This window comes from Streptomyces sp. NPDC029151 (assembly GCF_055564315.1).
In genome coordinates this window covers 259,982-280,075 of the sequence record NZ_JBVHWQ010000001.1, presented here as the reverse complement: position 1 = coordinate 280,075, position 20,094 = coordinate 259,982, and the positions used below count along the sequence as shown (strand labels likewise).

At 76.4% G+C, this 20,094-nt stretch carries 1 protein-coding gene; it reads left to right on the top strand.

The window, feature by feature from the left end:
• The first annotated feature begins 13 nt into the window (after nucleotides 1-13).
• Nucleotides 14-20,062 carry a non-ribosomal peptide synthase/polyketide synthase gene (locus tag ACZ4VF_RS01110; RefSeq protein ID WP_467922360.1) on the top strand — a complete coding sequence of 6,683 codons (20,049 nt, stop codon included), beginning with the start codon at nucleotides 14-16 and terminating at the stop codon, nucleotides 20,060-20,062.
• Nucleotides 20,063-20,094 lie beyond the last annotated feature (32 nt).

Genomic DNA, 20,094 nt, shown 5'->3' with positions numbered 1-20,094 from the left:
GGACCCGACGACCATGACGTCTTCGACTCCTTCGACTCCTTCGACTCCTTCGACCCCCTCGAACCCCTCCGGACCCGCCCGGCCCTCCCGGCGGGACCGCGCCGAGGCACTGCCCGACCAGATGCGGGAGGCACTGCTGCGGCGGCTGGCCGGACGGGCCGGCGGCGCGGCCCCGGCCGCCCGGCAGGGCATACCGCGCGCCGACCGGGACCGCCCGCTGCCGCTGTCCTTCGCACAAGCGCGGCTGTGGTTCCTGGACCGGCTGCGCCCCGGCGACCCCCGCTACAACAGCGCCGTCGCCGTCCGCCTCACCGGCCCGCTGGACCACGACGCCCTGCGGGAGGCCCTCACCGCCGTCGTGGCCCGGCACGACGCCCTGCGCACCACCTTCGAGGAGACCGACGGCCGCCCGGCGCAGCGCGTGCACCCCGCCGGCCCGGTGCCGCTGCCGGTCCGGGACGCCGGTGACCTGGACGCGGCCCTGCTCGCCGAGTACTCCCGCCCCTTCGACCTGCGGCACGGCCCGCTGCTGCGCGCCCTGTTGCTGCGCGAGTCCGCCACCGCGCACGTCCTGCTGCTGACGGCCCATCACATCGTCACGGACGGCTGGTCGATGGGTGTGGTCCTGGACGAGCTGTGCAGCGTCTACGACGCCCTCGCCCAGGGAGGCCGGCCGGACCTGCCCCCGCCGGCCACGCAGTACCCGGACTTCGCGGTGTGGCAGCGCGAACAGCTCTCCGGCGAGCGCCTGGAGCGCCACCTCGCCTACTGGAAGAAGCAGTTGGCGGGCGCGGTCGCCCCGGAGCTGCCCCTGGACCGGCCCCGGCGCGGTGAGGAGGCGGGCGGGGGCGCCGTCCACACCTTCACCGTCCCGGCCCCTCTCACGGCCCGGCTGCGCGACCTCGCCAGAGAACAGCACAGCACCCTCCACACCGCCCTGGTCGCGGCCGTCCAGGCGCTGCTGGCCCGCTGGTCCGGTCAGGACGACATCACCGTGGGCTCGCTGACACCCGGCCGGTCCCGTACCGACCTCGAACGGGCCGTCGGGTTCTTCGTGAACACGGTCGTGCTCCGCACCCCGGTGGACGCCTCCGGATCCTTCCGTGAGCTGCTAGAGAAGACGGCCGGCACGGTCGGTGACGCCTTCGCGCACGGCGACACGCCGTTCGAGCGGATCGTGGAGGCGGTGGGCGCACCCCGCGAGGCGGGCCGCAACCCGCTGTTCGACGTGATGGTCCTGCTGCACCCCGACCCGCCCGCCGCGACCGCCCCGCGCGGCCTCGCCACCACCCCGGTCACCGTGCCCCGGCAGGCCGCCACCTTCGACCTGAGCATCGAGTTCGTGCCGGACGGCACGGCGCTCACCGGCCTGCTGGAGTACCGCACCGACCTGTTCGACGCGGCCACCGCCGAGCGGCTGGCCGGGCAGCTGCTGCGCCTGCTGGAGGGCGCGGCCGAGGCACCGGACCGCCCGCTGGGCAGTCTGCCCCTGCTGTCCGGGGACGAGATACGGCGCGTCGTCCAGGAGTGGAGCACCGGCCCGCACCACCCCGTGGACGACACCCCGTACCCGGTGCTCTTCGAGCGCCGCGCGGCCCGCACCCCCGACGCGCTCGCCCTGGTCGCGGGCGGCGAACGGCTGGACTACGCCACGCTCAACGCCCGCGCCAACCGGCTCGCCCACCACCTCGTCGCGCTCGGCGCCGGCCCCGAACGGCTGGTCGCGCTGCGGCTGCCCCGCACCGCCGACATGATCACCGCGATCCTCGCCGTCTGGAAGTCCGGCGCCGGCTACCTGCCGCTGGACCCGGCCCTGCCCGCCGAACGCGTCCGCTACCTGCTGGACGACGCCCGCCCGGCCCTCGTCCTGGACGAGGACCTCGTGCGCGCCGTTCCCGCGACCGCCCCGGACACCGACCCGACCGACGCCGACCGGCGGGCCCCGCTGCACCCCGAACACACCGCGTACGTCATCCACACCTCCGGCTCCACCGGCCGCCCCAAGGGCGTCGCCGTGTCCCACCGCGCGGCGGCGCACCTGCTGGCCGCTCACCGCGCCGGGTTCGTCGCCGAGGCGGGCGGCGGCCCGCTCCGGGTCGCGCTCACCGCGTCCTTCTCCTTCGACACCTCCCTCGAAGGCGTGCTGCTGATGGCCGACGGCCACCCGCTGCACCTGGTCGACGAGACGACCCGGATGGACCCGGCCGCGCTGGTCGAGTACGTCGTCCGGCACCGCGTCGACTTCCTCGACGTCACCCCCTCCTACCTGCGGCAGCTGCTGCCCGCCGGTCTGCTCACGGACCCCCGGCACCGCCCCCGGGTCCTCATGCTGGGCGGCGAGGCGGTCGGGTCCGCGCTCTGGCGGGAGCTGGCGGCCCACCCGGACGTGACCGCGTACAACTTCTACGGCCCCACCGAGTGCACGGTCGACGCGCTGTACTGCCGTATCGACGGCGGCGACCGGCCGCTGGTGGGCCGTCCCCTGCCCGGCGTCCGGGCCTACGTGCTGGACGACCGGCTGCAGCCGGTGCCGCCCGGCGTCGGCGGCGAGCTGTACCTCGCGGGCGCCCAGCTGGCCCGGGGCTACACCGGCCGCCCCGGCCTGACCGCCGCCCGCTTCCCCGCCGACCCCTACGGGCCGCCCGGCACCCGCATGTACCGCACCGGCGACCTGGCCCGCTGGACCGCCGACGGCCGCCTGGACTACCTCGGCCGCGCCGACGACCAGGTGAAGGTCCGCGGCCACCGCATCGAGCCCGGCGAGATCGAGGCGGCCCTGCTGGAACTGCCCGGCATCGCCGCCGCCGCGGTGGTCGCCGTACCCGACGCGCACGGCCACACCCGCCTCGCCGCCTACGTCGTCTCCGCGCCCGGCACCCCCCGGCCCGCCGCCGCCGAGCTGCGGGCGGCCCTGCGCCGCACCCTGCCGGACGCCCTGGTCCCCGCCTCCTTCACGCCGCTGGACGCGCTGCCGCTGACCACCAGCGGCAAACTGGACCGGCGCGCCCTGCCCGCGCCGGAAACCACCGAGCGCCAGGGGGAGTTCGTGGCCCCGCGCACCCCGGAGGAGGAGACGCTGGCCGCCATCTGGGCCGAGGTGCTCGGCGTGGACCGGGTGGGTGTCACGGACAACTTCTTCGAGCTGGGCGGCGACTCCATCCTGAGCATCCAGACCGTATCCCGGGCCCGCGCCGCCGGTCTGCGGATCGGCTCGCAGGACGTCTTCCGGCACCAGACGGTCGCCGACCTGGCCGCCGCCGCGATCCACGGCGCCGCCCCGGACGGCGCCGCCGACGCCCGCCGCACCGCCGCCGTGCCCGCCCCCCGGAGCCCGCACGAGGACGGGCCCGCCCCGCTCACCCCGGTCCAGGAGTGGTTCCTCGCCACGCACGGCCCGCTGCGGCACTTCAGCATGTCGATGCTGCTCGACCTGCCGCACGACCTGGACGAGCGGGCGCTGGAACGGGCGCTGGAGGCCCTGGTGGCCCGGCACCCCGCCCTGCGCACCCGCTTCACGCGCACCGACGGCACCTGGCGCCAGCACCCCGGCACCGGCCCGGCCACCGGACTGCTCACCCGGCACGGCCCGGACACCTCGCCCGAGGAGGCCGCCGAGGCCGCCCGCGCGGCACTGGACCCGGCCACCGGCGCGCTGTTCCGCGCCGCCCTGCTCACCGGCGGGCAGCGCCCCCGGCTCTTCGTCACCGCCCACCACCTGGCGGTCGACAGCGTCTCCTGGCGGGTCCTGCTGGCCGGCCTGGAAGAGGCCTACCGGCACGCCGTGGCGGGGGAGGAGCCCCGGCCGGAGCCCGAGCACACCCCGTTCGCCGACTGGGCGCGCGAACTGGCCGCACGGGTCCGCGCCGGCGACCTGGACGACGACCTGCCGCACTGGACCCGGGAGGCCGCGCTGCCGCGCGCCCCGCTCCCCGCCGACCTCCCCGGCACCCCCCTCGCCGGCTCCGTGCGCACCGTCCGCACCCGCCTGGACCGCGCCACCACCGAGGCCCTGCTGCGGCGCGTGCCGCCCGTCTACCGCACCCAGGTCAACGACGTGCTGCTGAGCGCGCTGGCCCGGGTCCTGTCCGACTGGACCGGCACCGACCGGGTGACCGTCGCCCTGGAGGGCCACGGCCGGGAGGAGGACCTCGCCGAGGGCGCCGACCTGTCCCGCACGGTCGGCTGGTTCACCACCCAGTACCCGGTCACCCTGACCCCGGCGGGCCCGGCCGACTGGGGGGCCACGCTCAAGGCCGTCAAGGAAGCGCTGCGGGCCGTACCCCGGCGCGGCCTGGGCTACCAGGCGCTCGGCCACCTCGGCTCCCCCGACCCGTCGGCGCAGGCCCTCGCCGGACTCCCGTTGCCCCAGGTGTGCTTCACCTACCACGGCCAGTGGGAGGCCTCCCCGGGCGGGGACTTCGCGCCCGCCGCCGACGTCCCCGGCCGGGACACGGACCCCGGCGCCCCCCTCGACCACCTCCTGGACGTCTCCGCCCTGGTCGCCGGCGGCGAGCTGGAGATCACCTGGCACTACAGCGACCAGGTGCACCGGGAGGACACCGTACGGCGGCTGGCCGACGGCATGGTCCGCGCGCTCGCGGGCATCACCGAGCACTGCGCCCGGCCCGGCGCGGGCGGCCGCACCCCCTCCGACTTCCCGCTCGCCCGCCTCGACCAGGCCGGCGTGGACCGCCTCGCCGGGGACGGCCGGGACGTCGAGGACCTGCTGCCGCTCACCCCGCTGCAGGAGGGCATGCTCTTCCACCGGCTGGTCGGCGGCCCCGACGACGTCTACCTCGACCAGGCCGCCCTGCTGCTCGACGGGGTGACCGACCCCGACGCCCTCGCCCTGGCCTGGCAGCGGGTCACCGACCGCACCCCCGCGCTGCGCACCTCGGTGGTGTGGGAGGACGTACCGGTGCCGCTCCAGGTCGTGCACCGCCGTGTCACCGTCCCCGTCGAGCAGACGGACTGGCGCGAACTGGACGCGGAGGAACGGGACCGACGGCTCGACCGACTGCGCGCGGACGACCTCGCGCGCGGCCTGGACCTCGGCACCGCACCCCTGATGCGGCTCACCCTCGTCCGGCTGACCGAGGCCCGGGTGCAGCTGCTGTGGACCTCCCACCACCTGATCCTGGACGGCTGGAGCCTGGCCCAGGTGCTCACCGACGTGTTCGAGGAGTACGCGGCCCTCACCGCCGGCACCGCCTCCCGGCCCCCGGCACGGCAGCCCTTCGGCGCCTACGTGCGCTGGCTCGCCGGCCAGGACACCGAGGCCGCCCGCGCCCACTGGCGGACCGTGCTCGCCGGGTTCGCCACCCCCACCCCGCTGCCCGTCGACCGCGTCCGGCGCCGCGACCACGAGACCCGCTCCGGCCGCGTGCACGCCGCCGGACTGTCCGAGGAGGTCTCCGCGCGGCTGGCCCGTACCGCCCGCACGGCGGGACTGACCCTCGGCACCGTCGTGCAGGGCGCCTGGGCACTGCTGCTGTCCCGCTACAGCGCCGAGCCGGACGTGGTGTTCGGCACCACCGTCTCCGGACGCCCCGACGACCTGCCCGGCGTCGAGTCGATGGTCGGCATGTTCATCAACACCCTGCCCACCCGCGTCCGCGTGGACGGCGGCCGCACCGCCACCGACTGGCTCCGCGAGCTCCAGCAGGCGCAGGCCGAGGCACGGCGGTTCGCGGCGGTCTCCCTCGCCGAACTGACCGCGCTGAGCGACACCCCCGCCGGCACCCCGCTGTTCGACAGCATGGTGGCCTTCGAGAACTACCCCTTCGACCAGGCCCGTTCCGCCGGCACCGGGATCCGCCTCACGGACGTCTCGGCCCGCGACGCCACCAACTACCCCCTCGTCCTGCGCGCCTACCAGGGCGAACGGTTCGGTTTCGACCTCGCCTACGACCCCGAGCTGTTCGACGCCGCGACGGTACGCGACCTCGCCGACCGGCTGTGCCTGCTGCTCACCGAGCTGGCCGACGACCCGGACCGGCCCGTGCGCGCCCTCGCCTGGACGACCGCCGAGGAGCGCAGCCGGCTGCTCGCCGACGGGAACGCAACGGAGGAGGGCAGGCCCGCCGACACCCTGGACGCCCTGTTCACCGCCCAGGCCGCCCGCACTCCCCGCGCCGAGGCCGTCAGCTGCGGCGACGACCGGCTCGACTACGCCACCCTGGACGAGCGCTCCGGCCGGCTCGCGCACCGGCTCGCCGAACTCGGCGCCGGACCCGAGACGTTCGTGGCCCTCGCCCTGCCCCGCTCCACCGACCTCGTCGTGGCGGTCCTCGCCGTCCTCAAGACCGGCGCCGCCTACCTGCCCATCGACCCCGCGCTGCCCGCCGAACGCGTCCGGCACCTGCTCGCGGACGCCGAGCCGGTGGCCCTGGTCACCACCCGGCAGAACACGGCCGCAAGCGCCCTGCCCCGGGTCCTGCTGGACGACCCGGACGTCCGCGCCGACCTCGCCCGGCGCCCGGCCGGCGGCCCGGCCCGCCGCGCCCTGCCCGACAGCCCCGCCTACGCCATCTACACCTCCGGCTCCACCGGCCGGCCCAAGGGCGTCGTCGTCCCGCACGCCAACGTGGTCCGGCTGTTCACCCGCACCCGGGAGTGGTTCGGCTTCGGCCCCGACGACGTGTGGACGCTGTTCCACTCCTACGCCTTCGACTTCTCGGTGTGGGAGCTGTGGGGCCCGCTACTGCACGGCGGCCGGCTCGTGATCGTCCCCGACGACACCGCCCGCTCCCCGGAGGACTTCCTGCGCCTGCTCGCCGACGAACAGGTCACCGTCCTCAACCAGACCCCCTCCGCGTTCCACCCGCTCAGCCGGGCGGACGCCGAACTCCCGGACGTGAGCGCCCGGCTGGCGCTGCGCACGGTGATCTTCGGCGGTGAGGCGCTGGACGTCACCCGGCTCGCCGACTGGTACGCCCGCCACCCGGACACCGCGCCCCGCCTGGTCAACATGTACGGCATCACCGAGACCACCGTGCACGTCACCTACGCCCCGCTGGACCGCCGGGCGGCCGGCGCCGGTCCCGCCAGCCCCATCGGCACCGGCATCCCCGACCTGCGGCTGTACGTCCTCGACGACACGCTGCGGCCCGTGCCGCCCGGCGCCGTCGGCGAACTGTTCGTCGCAGGGGAGGGCCTCGCGCGCGGCTACCTGAACCGGCCCGGCCTCACCGCGACCCGGTTCCCCGCCGACCCCTTCGGCAGGCCCGGCACCCGCATGTACCGCACCGGGGACCGGGTCCGCCTGCGGGCCGACGGCACCCTGGACTACCTGGGCCGCGCCGACCAGCAGGTCAAGATCCGCGGCTACCGCATCGAGCCCGGCGAGATCGAGGCCGCCCTGCACAGCCACCCGGGCGTGGGCGCGGCCGCCGTCGGCGTGTACGAGGACACCGCCGGGACCCGCCGGCTCGTCGCCCACGTCGTCGGCACCGGCACCGGCGACCGCGCCGTACCGCCCCCCTCCGCCGCCGAACTCCGCGCCCACCTGGCCGGTCTGCTGCCCGCGCACATGGTCCCGGCCGCCTACGTCCCGCTGACCGCGCTGCCGCTCACCGTCAACGGCAAGCTCGACCGCCGCGCCCTGCCCGCGCCCGGCCCCGACGGCTTCGCCGCCGACACCACCCGGATCCCGCCGCGCACCCCGGCCGAGCGGCTGGTCGCCGCCGCGTGGACCGACGTCCTGGACACCGGCGAGGTCGGCGCCGACGACGACTTCTTCGCCCTCGGCGGCGACTCCATCCTCGCCGTCCGCGTCACCTCCCGGCTGCGCGCCGCCTTCGGCCGGGACGTCTCCCCCCGGCTGCTGTTCACCCACTCCACGCCGTCCGGTCTCGCGGCCGCGCTGGGCGAGCCCCGGGCCGCGAGCACCGCCGAGGTGATCCCGGCCGCCGACCCGGACGCGCCGGCACCCCTGTCGTACGCCCAGCAACGCCTGTGGTTCCTCGACCGGTTCGAGCCGGGCAGCACCGAGTACACCACCCTGTCCGTGCTGCGGCTGCGCGGCCCCCTCGACACCACTGCCCTGCGCACCGCCCTGGACGGGCTCGTCGCCCGGCACGAGACCCTGCGCACCACGTTCGCCGAACACGACGGCCAGGCCCGGCAGACCGTGCACCCGCCGCGGCCCGTCGACCTCCCGCTGGACGACCTCGCGGACACCGCCGCGCTGGACGCCCTCCTGGAGCGTGCGGCCGCCACCCCGTTCGACCTGACCACCGGGCCGCTGTTCCGGGCCCGCCTGGCCCGGCTCGCCGCCGACGAGCACGTCCTCGTGCTGGCCGCGCACCACATCGTCACCGACGGCTGGTCCACCGGCGTACTCGCCCGGGACCTGGGCGAGCTGTACACGGCGGCCCTGGCGGACCGCCGCCCCGACCTGCCCGCACTGCCCGTCCGCTACACCGACTACGCCACCTGGCAACGCGGCCGCGCCGAACAGGCCGAGGCCGAACTCGCCCACTGGCGGAACGCGTTGGACGGTGTCACCCCGCTGGAGCTGCCCACCGACCGGCCGCGCCCCGCCGTCCGCACCCGGGACGGCGCCCTGGTCACCTTCACCCTGCCCGCAGCGCTCACCGAACGGCTGCGTGAGCGGGGCCGGGAGGCCGACGCCACGCTCTACATGACCCTGGTGACGGCCTGCCAGGTCCTCCTCGCCCGCTGGGCCGGCCAGGAGGACGTCACCGTCGGCACCGTCACCGCCGGCCGTGACCGGCCCGAACTCCACGACGTCGTCGGCATGTTCGTCAACACCCTGGTGCTGCGCGCCCGGGTCCGCCCCGGACTGCCCTTCCGTGACCTGCTCGCCGAGGTGCGCACCACCGTCCTGGAGGCCTTCGCCCACCAGGAGGTCCCCTTCGAGCGTGTCGTGGACGCCGTCCAGCCCGAACGGGACACCAGCCGCACCCCGCTGTTCCAGGTCATGGTCGCCCTGCACAACCTCGGCACCGAACCGCTGCGGCTGCCCGGCCTGACGGTGGAGCCGCTGACCCCGCCGGTCCGCACCGCCACCTACGACCTGGCCTTCGACTTCGTGGAGACCGACGGCGGGCTCACCGGCCACCTGGAGTACAACACCGGGCTGTTCGACGCCGGCACCGCCGAACGCCTCGCCGCCCGGCTGCGCCTCCTGCTGGAGGCCGCCGCCCAGGATCCCGCGCTGCCGGTGGGCCGGCTGCCGCTGATGACCGACGACGAACGCCGGCAGGTCCTCCGGTTCGGACAGGGCACCGCGCTGCCCGGACCGGACGGCACCTTCCCCGCCCTGTTCGCGGCCCAGGCCGCCCGCACCCCCCACCACACCGCCCTGGTCGCCCGCGACACCACCCTGGACCTCGCCGCACTCGACCAGCGCGCCAACCGGCTCGCCCACCACCTCATCGCCCGGGGCGCGGGCCCGGAGGACGTCGTCGCCGTACGGCTCCCGCGCACCTCCGACCTGATGGTGGCGCTCCTCGCCGTCCTCAAGGCCGGCGCCACCCTGCTCTGCCTCGACCCCGGCCTCCCGCAGGAACGGCAGGACCTCCTCCTCGCCGACGCCCGTCCGCACACCCTGCTCACCGGCCTCGACACCGTGCCCTGGGACCGGCTGCCCGCCCACGACCCGACCGACGCCGACCGGATCCGGCCCCTGCTGCCCGAACACACGGCCTACATCGTCTACACCTCCGGCTCCACCGGCCGCCCCAAGGGCGTCGCCGTCGAACACCGGCAGCTGGTCAACCTCTGCCACGACCACCGGGAGAACCTGCTCGCCCCGCACACCGCCGGCGGACGGCGGCTGCGGGCCGCGCTCAGCGCCTCCTTCTCCTTCGACACCTCCTGGGAAGGACCGCTGCTGCTCGCCCTCGGCCACGAGGTCCACCTCATCGACGAGGACGTACGCATGGACCCGGAGGCGTTCTGCGCCCAGGTCGACGCCCGCCGCCTCGACCTGGTGAACGTCACCCCGTCCTTCCTGCGCGAACTCACCGCCGCCGGACTGCTCGCCCCCGGCCGCCACCACCCGAGCCTGCTGCTCGTCGGCGGCGAGGCCGTCACCCCGGCTGGCTGGCGCGAACTCGTGCGCGCGGAACGGGAACTGGGCGTCGCGGTGTACAACATGTACGGCCCCACCGAGTGCACCGTCGACGCCGTCTACGGCCGCGCCGGCGACCGGCCCGACCGCCCCGCCATCGGCCGGCCCGGCGGCAACCTGCGCGCCTACGTCCTCGACGGCGCCCTGCGCCCGGTGCCGCCCGGGGTGCCCGGCGAGCTGTACCTGGCCGGCGCGCAGGTGGCCCGCGGCTATCTCGGCCGGCCCGGCCTCACCGCCGCCCGCTTCCTCGCCGACCCGTTCGGCGGACCGGGACAGCGGATGTACCGCACCGGGGACCGGGCCCGCTGGGACCGGGACGGGCTGCTGGAGTTCCTCGGCCGGGTGGACGAGCAGGTCAAGATCCGCGGGTTCCGCATCGAGCCCGGCGAGGTGGAGGCCGCGCTCCTGGACCACCCGGACGTCGCCGACGCCGCGGTCACCGCCCGCGAGCACGCCGGCCGGCTCATGCTCGTCGGCTATGTCGTGCCGGCCGCCGGCCGCACCCCGTCCGCCGACGAGCTCCGGCTCGCCCTGCGCCGCACCCTGCCCGACCACATGGTGCCCGCCGCGTTCGTCCCGCTGGCCCGCATCCCCCGCACCACCAGCGGCAAGACCGACCGGCGCGCCCTGCCCGCACCCCCCGCCCAGCCCGACAGCAGCACCCCGTACACCGCCCCGCGGCCCGGCACGGAGCAGCGGCTGGCGGCGATCTGGGCGGAGGTACTCGGCGTCGAACGGGTCGGCGCGCGCGACAACTTCTTCGCGCTCGGCGGCGACTCGATCCTGAGCATCCAGATCGTCTCCCGCGCCCGGCAGGCCGGACTCGCCCTCACCACCAAGGACGTCTTCCGCCACCAGACGATCGCCGAACTCGCCCTGCGCGTACGCGAGTCGGCCCCGGCACCGGTCGCCGTCGAGGAGACGGCCGAGGCGCCGCTCACCCCGATCCAGCGCTGGTACCTGGACGGCCGCGACCCCGGGCAGCGGCTCCGGTTCACCATGACCCAGCGCCTCGAACTCGCCGCGGGCACGGACGGACCGGCGCTCCGGACCGCCGTGGACGCCCTCGTGCGCCACCACCCCGCCCTGCGCACCCGCTTCCGCCACACCGCCGACGGCTGGCGCCAGGAGGCGCTGCCCGAGGCCCCGGACGGCGTCTTCACCCGTCACGACGTGACCGCGCTGGACGAGCCGGCGCTGGAGCGCGAGGTCCAGCGGCTCACGGACCAGGCACAGGCCGCCCTCGACCCGCCGGCGGGCCGAGTCGTCCGCGTCCTGTTCTTCGACCGGGGCCCGGAGCGGCCGGCCCAACTGGTCGTCACCGTCCACCACCTGGTGGTCGACGGGGTGTCCTGGCGCATCCTGCTGGCGGACCTGGAGACCGCCCACCGGGCCGCCGCGGCCGGCCGCGACATCGAACTGCCCGCTTCGGGCACCTCCTACGGCCACTGGGCCGCCCGGCTCGACCGGCACACCCGCTCCGGCGCGCTGGACGCCGACCTGTCGTACTGGACCCGCACCGGCGCGGCCCCGGCCGCGCTGCCCGCCGGGCGGCCCGGACCGAACACCCACGGCACCGCCGCCACCCTCACGGTCGCCCTGGACGAGGACACCACCGACGCCCTGCTGCGCCAGGTCCCCGAGGCCTACCGCACCCAGGTCAACGACGTCCTGCTCAGCGCCCTGGGCCGCACCCTGGCCCGCTGGTGCGGGCGGGACACCGTCCTGCTGGGCGTGGAAGGCCACGGCCGCGAGGACCTGTTCGACGACGTGGACCTCTCCCGGACCGTCGGCTGGTTCACCGCGGAGTACCCGCTCGCCCTGCGCGTCGACCCGGACGCCGGCTGGCACGACACCCTCCGCGCCGTCAAGGAGCAGCTCCGCGCCGTGCCGTCGCGCGGCCTGAGCCACGGAGCGCTGCGCCACCTCCTGCCCGGCAGCCCGCTCACCGGCGCCCCGGCACCGCAGGTCGGCTTCAACTACCACGGCCAGTGGGACACGGGCGGCAGCGGCGGCCTGATCCACGGATCCCTGCCCCCGGCCGGCCGCGACACCGACCCGGACGAACCCCGCCCGTACGTGCTGGACGTCACCGGAGTGGTCCAGCAGGGCCGGCTCGAACTCGGCTGGACCTACCCGCCGGCGGTCCACGACGAGGACACCGTCCGCCGGCTCGCCGAGGACACCCTCACCGCCCTGCGGGACATCGTGGCGCACTGCGCCCGCCCCGGCGCGGGCGGCCGCACCCCCTCCGACTTCCCGCTCGCCGGACTCGGCCAGGAGCAGCTGGACCGGCTCCTCGGCACCGGCCGGCACGCCGAGGACGTCCTCCCGCTGACCCCGCTCCAGTCCGGCATGCTCTTCCACGGCCTGGTGGACACCGAGCACGCCTACTTCGACCGCACGGCCGTACGGCTGTCCGGGGTGGCGGACCCGCACGCCTTCGCCGCCGCCTGGCAGCAGGTCGCCGACCGCACCCCGGCGCTGCGCACCAGCGTCCACTGGCAGGGCCTGCCCCACCCCGTGCAGGTCGTCCACCACCGCGCCGAGCTGCCCGTCACCCACCTCGACTGGCGCGCCCTGCCGCCCGCGCGGCGCGCGGAGGCCACCGAGCGGCTGCTCACCGAGGACCGCGCGGCCGGCATGGGCCTCACCACCGCGCCGCTGACCCGTCTCACCCTGGCCGCCCTGCCCGGCGACGAGGTCCTGCTGCTGTGGTCCACCCACCACATCGTCCTCGACGGCTGGAGCACCGGGCAGCTGCTCACCGAGGTGTGCGAGCGCTACGCCGCCCTGACCGGCGGCCCGGAGCCGGCGCCCCCGGCACGGCGGCCCTTCGCGGACTTCCTGCACTGGCTGGGCGAACAGGACGAGACGGCGGCCGAACGGCACTGGGCCGACGCGCTGGCAGGGTTCACCGCCCGCACCCCGCTGCCGTACGACCGCACACCCGCCGAGGCCCACCGGGCCCGCTCCGCCGCAGCCGTCCACCGCGAGCTGGACCCCTCGGTCTCGGGCCGGCTGCGGGAGACCGCCGCCCGCGCGGGCCTCACCGTCAACACCGTGGTGGAGGGCGCCTGGGCGCTGCTCCTGGCCCGTTCCAGCGGCCGGGACGACGTGGTGTTCGGCACCACCGTCTCCGGCCGCCCGGCCGAACTGCCCGGTGTCGAAGGCATGATCGGCATGTTCATCAACACCGTGCCGACCCGCGTCCGCGTCCCCGCCGGGCCGGTGCTGCCCTGGCTGCGCGGTCTCCAGGAACGGCAGAGCGACGCCCGCCGGTTCGACTTCCTCGCCCTGCCCCGCATCCAGGCCGTCAGCGAGGTCCCGTCCGGCGAGCCGCTGTTCGACAGCATGGTGGTGTTCGAGAACTACCCCGTGGACGAGTCGGCCACGGCCCGCACCGGCGTCCGCGTCGAGGAGGTCCGCGCCGACGACGCCACCACCTTCCCCTGGTGCCTGCGCGCCCACCTGGCCGGACGGCTCGGCTTCGACCTGGCCTACGACCCCGCCCTGTTCGACCCCGGCACCGCCGAGCGCGCCGCGGACCGGCTGGCCGTCCTGCTCACCTCCCTCGCCGACGGGTTCGACACCGACCTGGCCGGCCTGGACCTGCTCACCCCGGCCGACCGCGACCTGCTGGCCGCCTGGAACGGCACCGCCCGCCCGGCCGCTCCGGCGAGCCCCGTGGACCTCTTCGCCGAGCAGGCCCGCCGCACCCCGCACGCGACAGCGGTGCGCGACGGCGACCGCGAGCTGACGTACGGCGAACTGGCCGACTGGTCCGCCGCGCTGGCCGGGCAGCTGGTGTCCGGCGGGCTCGCCGCCGAGGACCGGGTGGCGCTGCTCATGGACCGCTCCGCCGAACTCGTCGTCGCCCAGCTCGCGGTGCTCATGGCCGGCGGCGCCTACGTCCCCGTCGACACCCGGGCCCCCGAGGAACGCCGCCGCACCCTGCTCGCCCAGGCGGGCACCACCCTCCGGCTCACCGCCGCCGAGGTGGCCGCCGCCCGCACGGGCGCCGGGGACGGCCGCACACCGCCCGCCGGCACCGGCGGCCCGGCCGGGGGCGGCACCCCGGGCCCGGACCTCGGCCGGCCGGCGCGAGGCGCGGGAGACGGGACCGAGGACGCGCCGGGCACCGGCTCCGGCCTGCCGGCGCGGATGCCGGACGCCGATCCCGACCGGCTGGCCTACGTGATGTTCACCTCCGGCTCCACCGGCCTGCCCAAGGCGGTCGCGGTACGGCACCGGGACGTGGCGGCGCTGGCCACCGACAGCCGGTTCGCGGGCGGGGTCTGCGACCGGGTGCTGCTGCACTCGCCGGTGGCCTTCGACGCCGCCACCTTCGAGGTGTGGGCGCCCCTGCTCACCGGCGGCTGTGTGGTCGTGGCCCCCGACGGCACCGTGGACGCGGCCCTGCTGCGCCGGCTGGCCGCCGAGGGCGGGCTGACCGCGCTCTGGCTGACCGCCGGACTGTTCCGGCTGCTCGCGCAGGACGCCCCCGACTGCTTCCGGGGCCTCGCCCAGGTGTGGACCGGCGGTGACGTCGTCCCCGCCCAGGCCGTGCGCCGGGTGCTGGCCGCCTGCCCGGGCCTGACCGTCGTGGACGGCTACGGGCCCACCGAGACCACGACGTTCGCGACCTCCCACGCCCTCGGCGACCCGGCGGCGGTGCCGGACACCGTGCCCATCGGCCGGCCACTGGACGACATGCGCGTACACATCCTCGACGCCCGGCTGCGGTCCGTGCCGCCCGGCTGCGCCGGCGAGCTGTACCTGGCCGGCGAGGGTGTCGCCCGCGGCTACCTGGGGCACCCCGGCGACACCGCCGCACGCTTCCTCGCCGACCCCTGGGGCCCGCCCGGCGCACGGATGTACCGCACGGGCGACCTGGCCCGGCGGCGGCCGGACGGCACCGTGGAGTTCCTGGGCCGCGCCGACGACCAGGTCAAGATCCGGGGCTTCCGGGTGGAGCCGGGCGAGGTCGAGGCCGCGCTCGCCGCCCACCCGGACGTCGTGGACGTCGCCGTACTGGTCCGTGAGGACCGGCCGGGCGCCAAACGGCTCGTGGCCTACGTCGTCGGACCGGCCGGAGCGGACCCCGGGGAACTGCTGGCCTTCGCCGCCCGCACCCTGCCCGACTACCTCGTCCCCACCGCCGTCGTCCCGCTCGACGCCCTCCCGCTCAGCCGCAACGGCAAGGTCGACCGGGCGGCGCTGCCCGCCCCGCAGGCCCTGCCGGCGCGCACCCGGGTCGAGCCGCGCACCGAGGCCGAGCGCCGCACGGCCGCCGTCTTCGGCGAGGTGCTCGGCAGCGAACCGCCCGGCGTGGAGGACGACTTCTTCCAGCTCGGCGGCGACTCGATCCTCAGCATCCGGCTCGCCTCCCGCCTCGCCGAGACCTTCGACACCGACCTCACCCCGCGCGCGGTGTTCACCCACCCCACCCCGGCCGGCCTCGCCCGCCTGCTCGACACCCGGCGGGGCAGCGGCCGGGCGGCGATCGCCCCGGCCGCCCGGGACGGGGCCGCACCGATGTCGTACGCCCAGCAACGGCTGTGGTTCCTGGAGGAGTTCGCTCCCGGCGGCGCCGAGTACGTGACCGCGCTCGCCCTCCGTCTGCGCGGCACCCTGGACACCGGCGCCCTGCGCGCGGCCCTCGCCGCCCTGGTGGCCCGGCACGAGTCGCTGCGCACCACCTTCGACAGCGTCGACGGACACGGCGTCCAGCTCGTCCACCCGCCCCGGGAGGTGCCGCTGCCCGTACGGGACCTGTCCGGTGCCGACGAACCCTCCTCCGCGCTGCGGGAGTTGCTCGCCGAGGAACGCTCCCGCCCCTTCGACCTGCGCCGGGGACCGCTGCTGCGCACCGGGCTGGTCCGGCTGGCCGAGCACGACCACGTCCTCACCCTCACCCTGCACCACATCGTCACCGACGGCTGGTCCACCTCCGTCCTGCTGGGCGACCTCGCCCACCTGTACCGCGCCGAACTCGGCGCGGAGGAAGGCGAACTGCCCCCGCTCGCGGTGCAGTACGCCGACTACGCCCACTGGCAGCGCACCGCCGGGGCCACCGGCACCGACGAGCACCTCGCCTACTGGAAGCGGCACCTGGCCGACACCGCGCCGCTGGAGCTGCCCACCGACCGGCCCCGCCCGCCGGTACGCACCAGCGCCGGTGCGACCACCCGGCTGGTCGTGGCCGCCGGGACCGTCCAGCGGCTGACCCGGCTCGCCCGGGAGCACGGAACCACCCTGTTCACCACGCTCGTCGCCGCCGCCCAGGCCTATCTCGCCCGGCTCTCCGGCGCCGAGGACATAGCCGTCGGCACCGTCACCTCCGGTCGCGACCGGCCCGAGACCCAGGGCCTCGTCGGGTTCTTCGTCAACACCCTGGTGCTGCGCTCCCGGGTCGAGGCCGAGGAGCCGTTCACCGGGTTCCTCACCGCCGTGCGGCAGACCGTCCTCGACGCCTTCGCCCACCAGGACGTGCCGTTCGAGCGGGTCGTGGACGAGGTGGACCCGGTCCGCGACCCCAGCCGCAGCCCGCTCTTCCAGGTCATGGTCGTCCTGCAGAACACCCCGGCCGCCGCCCTCGACCTGCCCGGACTGGACGTCACCGACGTCGAACCGGACTCCGACCAGGCCGCGTTCGACCTCACCCTGGAGTTCGCCGAGACCGCCTCCGGAGACCTGCACGGCCTCCTCACCTACAACACCGACCTGTTCGACCGGGACACCGCCGAACGGATGGCCGGCCAGCTCGGCACCCTGCTGCACGCCGTCGCCGAACACCCCGGCCGCCCGCTCGGCGCCCTGCCGCTGACCTCGGACGACGAGCTGAAGAACCTGCTGGAGCAGGGCCGGGGCAGTTTCCGCCCGGTGCCCGAGTCCACCCTGCCCGCCCTCTTCGAACGGCAGGCGGCCCGTACCCCGGACGCGGTGGCGCTCGTGGACGGCGACCGGGAACTGACGTACGCGGAGGTGGACCGGGCAGCCAACCGGCTCGCCCACCGGCTCGTGGGCGACGGGGTGGGACCCGAGCGCATCGTCGCCCTGGCGCTGCCACGCTCCGCGGCGGCCGTCGTGGCCCAGCTCGCGGTCGCCAAGGCCGGCGGCGCCTTCCTGCCCGTCGACCCCGACTACCCGCCGCAGCGCAGGGAGTTCATGATCCGGGACGCGGGCGCCCACCTGGTCCTCGGCGACCCGGCCCGGGTGTGGGCCGCCGACGGGCCGGAGACGGCACCCACCGACACCGACCGCACCGCCCCGCTCACCCCCGCCCACCCCGCCTACGTCATCTACACCTCGGGCTCCACCGGCACCCCCAAGGGCGTGGTGGTCACCCACCGCGGCCTCGCCTCCTTCGCCGCGGCGGCCGCCGAACGGTACGCGGCCGGTCCCGGCGACCGGGTCCTGCAGTTCGCCTCGCCCAGCTTCGACGCCTCCGTGCTGGAGCTGTGCGTCTCCCTGCTCAGCGGAGCCGCACTGGTCACCGGAGAGGAGGGGCCGCTGGTCGGGGAGCGGCTGGCCGAGGTGCTCGCGGAGCGGCACATCACCCACACCCTGATCCCCCCGGCCGCGCTGGCCACCGTCGCACCGGAGACCGCCGCCGCCCTGCCCCGCCTGCGCACGCTCATCGTGGGCGCCGAGGCCTGCCCCGCCGACCTGGTCGACACCTGGGCCCCCGGCCGCCGGATGATCAACTCCTACGGCCCCACCGAGGCCACCGTGGTCGCCACCTGGACCGGCCCGCTCACCCCCGGCACCGGAGCCCCGCCCATCGGCCGTCCCGCGGCCGGCACCCGCGTCCGCGTGCTCGACGCCGCCCTGCGTCCCGTACCGCCCGGCGTGACGGGCGAGCTGTACCTCGCGGGCCCCGGGCTCGCCCGCGGCTATCTGAATCGGCCCGCCCTCACCGCCCAGCGGTTCGTCGCCGACCCGTTCGGCGCGCCGGGGGAGCGGATGTACCGCACCGGGGACCTGGTCCGCTGGACCGCCGACGGCCGGCTCGTCTACGCCGGACGCGCCGACGACCAGGTCAAGCTGCGCGGATTCCGCATCGAGCCCGGCGAGATCGAGGGCGCCCTGCGCCGCAGCCCCCTGGTCCGGGACGCGGTCGTGGCCGTACGCGCGGAGGACACGCCCGGCGCGTCCGCCCGCCTCGTCGCCTACGTCGTCCCGGCGGAGCCGTCCGGCACCGCCCTGCCCGTCGGCGAGCTGCGGCTGCACCTGGCCGGGCAGCTGCCCCCGCACATGGTCCCGGCGGTCTTCGTCCCCCTCGACCGGCTGCCGCTCACCCCGAACGGCAAGACCGACCGGCGGGCCCTGCCCGCGCCCGGGCCCGTGCAGGCCACGGACGGCGCCCGGACCGCTCCGCGCACCGACACCGAACGCCGCGTCGCCCGCATCTGGGCCGATGTGCTGGGCATCGAGGAGGTCGGCGCCGACGACAACTTCTTCGCGCTCGGCGGCGACTCCGTCCTCAGCATGCAGGTCGTCTCCCGGCTGCGCCGCGACGGGCTGCACGTCTCCACCCGGGACCTGTTCACCCACCAGACGGTGGCCGAACTCGCCACCGTGGTCCGGGCGGTGTCCCAGCGGACCGGGGAGGGCCCGGTGACCGGCGAGGTGCCGCTCACCCCGATCCAGGAGTGGTTCCTCACCACCCCGCGCGCCGCCCACCACCACTTCAACCAGTCCGCGCTGTTCGAACTCGACGGCACCCCCGACCCGCGGGCGCTGCGCGCCGCCCTCGACGCGCTGCTGGAGCACCACGACGCGCTGCGCATGCGGTTCACCGAGGAAGCCGACGGCTGGCGGCAGTTCAACCCGCCGCCCGCCGCGGGCCACGACCTCCTCGTCCGGCACGACCTGACCGGTCTCACCGCCGAGGAGGCCGACACGGCCATGGCGAAGGCCGCCGACGAACTCCACGCCGGCTTCGACCTGTCCCGGGGTCCGCAGCTGCGGGCGGCCCTGTTCACCGGGGAGCCCGACCGGCCCGCCTTCCTGCTCCTCGTCGCCCACCACCTGGTCGTGGACGCCGTCTCCTGGCGCATCCTGCGCGACGACCTGGAGACCGCCTACCGGCAGGCGCTCCAGGGCGGCCCGGTCACGCTGGGGGAGCGCGGCACCAGCTTCCGCGCCTGGTCGCGCGGCCTCGCCGCGTACGTCGCCGAGGGCCGCCTCGACCACGAACTGCCCTACTGGGAGCAGGCGGTCGACACCGACCCCGCGCCGCCCGCGCCCCCCGCCGCCGGACCGGCCGCCACGGTGAGCGTCGAACTCGGCGAGGAGGACACCACGGCCCTGCTGCGTTCGGCGCCTGCCGCCTACCGCACCCGGGTCAACGACGTCCTGCTCGCCGCGCTCGCCCTGGCGCTGGCCCGCTGGACCGGGCGCGAGCGGGTCCGCCTGGACCTGGAGGGGCACGGCCGCGAGGACCTCCTCGACGGCGTCGACCTCTCCCGCACCGTCGGCTGGTTCACCACGGTCTACCCGGTCGCCCTCCAGGTGCCCGACCCCGGCGACCTCGGCCCGGACCGGGACTGGCGCTCCCTGGTGAAGGCGGTGCGCCGCCAGCTGCGGGCCGTGCCCGGCAACGGCATCGGCTTCGGCGCGCTGCGCACCTTCGGCCCGCCCGAGGTCCGCGCACGCCTCGGCGGCAGCGCGCACAGCCAGGTGGTGTTCAACTACCTGGGCCAGTGGGACGCCCGCCCCGAGACCGCCGACGGCGGCCTGGTCCGCGCCGAACACGGTTCCTTCGGGCAGGACCACGACCCCCGGGACCCCGGCTCGCACCTGCTGGAGGTGGTGGGCGCGGTGCAGCACGGCCGGCTCGCCTTCACCTGGCACCACCGGCCCGGCGTCCACGACACGGCGACCGTGCGCCGGGTGGCCGAGGAGTTCGCCGCGGCCCTGCGCCACCTGGCCCGGCACGCCCGGGGAGGCCGGTGACGACCCTCCGGACCCGCGAGGTGCCGGCCCGC